2 protein-coding genes and 1 pseudogene are annotated in these 2,248 nt (G+C 59.4%); 1 reads left to right on the top strand and 2 read right to left on the bottom strand.

What is annotated here, in order from left to right; translation table 11 throughout:
- Positions 1 to 245: 245 nt before the first annotated feature.
- Positions 246 to 608, top strand: a complete 363-nt coding sequence (locus QJT78_RS50400) for a PRC-barrel domain-containing protein (RefSeq protein WP_038945907.1) — start codon at positions 246 to 248, stop codon at positions 606 to 608.
- Positions 609 to 1,139: 531 nt separating this feature from the next.
- Here the strand turns inward: QJT78_RS50400 and QJT78_RS50395 are convergent.
- Both QJT78_RS50395 and QJT78_RS50390 read right to left on the bottom strand, forming a co-directional pair.
- On the bottom strand, positions 1,140 to 1,307 hold the full coding sequence (locus QJT78_RS50395; protein WP_155258259.1) for a hypothetical protein: 168 nt from the start codon (positions 1,305 to 1,307) through the stop codon (positions 1,140 to 1,142).
- Positions 1,308 to 1,983: 676 nt separating this feature from the next.
- Positions 1,984 to 2,248: pseudogene (locus QJT78_RS50390) on the bottom strand (hypothetical protein); the annotation flags it as partial.

Below are 2,248 nucleotides of genomic sequence, written 5' to 3'. Positions count from 1 at the left end.
CTCAAAAGTTCTTCTGGAGTGATCATCGATGGTGTCCACCTCGTTCATGGTGGACACCTCATCCCATCCCCGCGCTCAACTGCATAGGTGCGTAGAAAGGAGCGCTTACCAAAAATTCGCGCTCCAGATCGGTCAGCTCCATCCTCGAACTCCGATCATCCAAAACAAGGCCACCGAGGCTTTCAGCCAGGAACGGAGCCATCGTCCTCCAGTTGACTCCAGAAGACAACATCCGGGAGGTCAACATGGACATGGAAGATCGCGAGACCTTCAGCCTGATCGGAAGCGACAAGGTCGAGGGCACGAATGTCTACGGGGCCGACGGCGAAAAGGTCGGCTACATCGAGCGCGTCATGATCGACAAGGTCAGCGGCAAGGTATCGTACGCGGTGCTGAGCTTCGGCGGCCTGCTCGGCATCGGCGACGATCACTATCCGCTGCCCTGGCAGGCGCTGAAGTACGACACCAACCTCGGCGGCTACGTCACCGGCATTACCCAGGACCAGCTCCGCGGCGCCCCCAAATACGCCGACGAGAGCAGTTGGAATTGGAGCGACCCCGCCACCACGCTCTCCGTGAACGCCTACTACGGCGTGCCGGTGGCCTGAGGTTCGAAGTGGGTAACGCAGTTCGTGATCAAATTAGGCAGCCCCCAGGGGGAAGGCGGGAGCCCCGCCAGGAGCCTGTTGGCAGTGGCTGGTTGGTCGGGAGGGGCGGCTAGTCGGCTCACGGGCGCGTGTTGTTTAAAAGGAACCTGCGCCCAAGAGGCCGGGCGCGGTCAATACGGCCGCTCGATCCATCAGACCCGCGGAGCTGGGACCATCCAAGCCACAAAGAACAATCGTTGGCCATCGCAGAAGCAATCGGGCGGCAGATTCGCAAGAGATGAAGGTGAGGGCCTGAGCGGGCCACAAATTGGCGATGTCGAGGACTGACATGGCGTCCTGTACCCCGCCGGAGGTGGGATGCTTTGGCGCGGCGACTGTCGGGACGGACCCCAGCCAAACGAGGGTATGACCGGGGTCCGCATTCCAGAGCTACGAGTTCTGTTTAGCTCCACCGGGTTTCGCGACCGACCCGGCAGGCACCAAGCATTCGAAGGATGGATCGTTCCTAGAGGCGCGCCGGGATCATATCCACTAAAACCCATCGAGGGCTTGGGCCGCAAACGCAGCCCCGATGGCGGACCAGAAGAGCCCGATGCTGTAGCGGGGCGCTCCTCGGAGCACGCCGGTTACGATCGAAAAAAGCAGCACGAAGAAAGCGGCGATCCAGAGCAGCGAAAACGGATAGTGGAGCGGCGGCATGGGGCCTCCTAGGTTTAGCTGCGCGTGATGCTCCTTCGCGGTTCGGCAAGTCCGATGGCCCCGACAAGCTTTTTTCTAGCGGTTTCTACAGCCTTACGCTGGCGGACGATCGGCACTTCGGTGGTTGCCGGCATGTTGTCCACTGCCTGGTTTAGAAGCCGACCTGACACAACTAGGAATACGTCACACGTCGACCTATGCTCAGGCTTTGATTGCCAATGGTTTCCCATGACAGCCGATCAATATCTCCAGTCCATACTGGTTCGCCAGGCCGTTGACACGTCGTCCACGTCACCCGTCCGACAAGTTCAAGCAGCGTTGTATCCGCTCCTATCACATTGGGCTGGAAACAAGTTGCGAGGAGCACCCAAGCGGCTCATTTGCCAAGGGAAAAGAAAACAAGTCCGGAACAGACATCGACCTCTTCGTGTCTCTCTTATACGACGTCACGGAAACTTTGAAAGAGATCTACACCGAACTGCACGATCGGCTTAAGGAGAGCGGCTATGATGGACGTTGGGGTTAACGGGCCGTTGCTGCAAAACTAATGGCAGGCACAATATCGGTGAGCGGGCCCCGGCGTACGCTCGCTGCCTCGCCCTGTGCGGAGCCTAAGCTCCGTGCCAGACGTTCAACACGCCTTCGCGAAAGCCTTCAACGAACTGATCAGATGCGTCTACTGGTATAATTTGGCTAAGTTCATCGCGCTGTCGGAAAGCGTCGCCCGGCAATGTTCGGCGATCTGCCATCCGTCGATGCCTCCGGGCAGCTTGACGTCCGTGATGAGAACGTCGGTGATTCGCCGCCCGTGCCACGCCAATGCCTCTTCGCCGTGAGCTATGGCGGAATCTGGGTGATGACGGTGTGAGGAAGGCGGCGTATCGAGGCGGGTGACGAGCCTGCCAGAACCTCTCGAGGAGAGCGATACGCCATGACCGAGA

The sequence above is a fragment of the Bradyrhizobium sp. Mp27 genome, from assembly GCF_029953005.1.
GTDB lineage: Bacteria > Pseudomonadota > Alphaproteobacteria > Rhizobiales > Xanthobacteraceae > Bradyrhizobium > Bradyrhizobium barranii.
This window is presented reverse-complemented; position numbering and strand designations above follow the sequence as displayed.

Excerpts from the sequence above, each read along its gene's own strand:
- QJT78_RS50400 (WP_038945907.1), top strand. The coding sequence starts at position 246 with ATGGACATGGAAGATCGCGAGACCTTCAGCCTGATCGGAAGCGACAAG.
- QJT78_RS50395 (WP_155258259.1), bottom strand. The coding sequence starts at position 1,307 with ATGCCGCCGCTCCACTATCCGTTTTCGCTGCTCTGGATCGCCGCTTTC.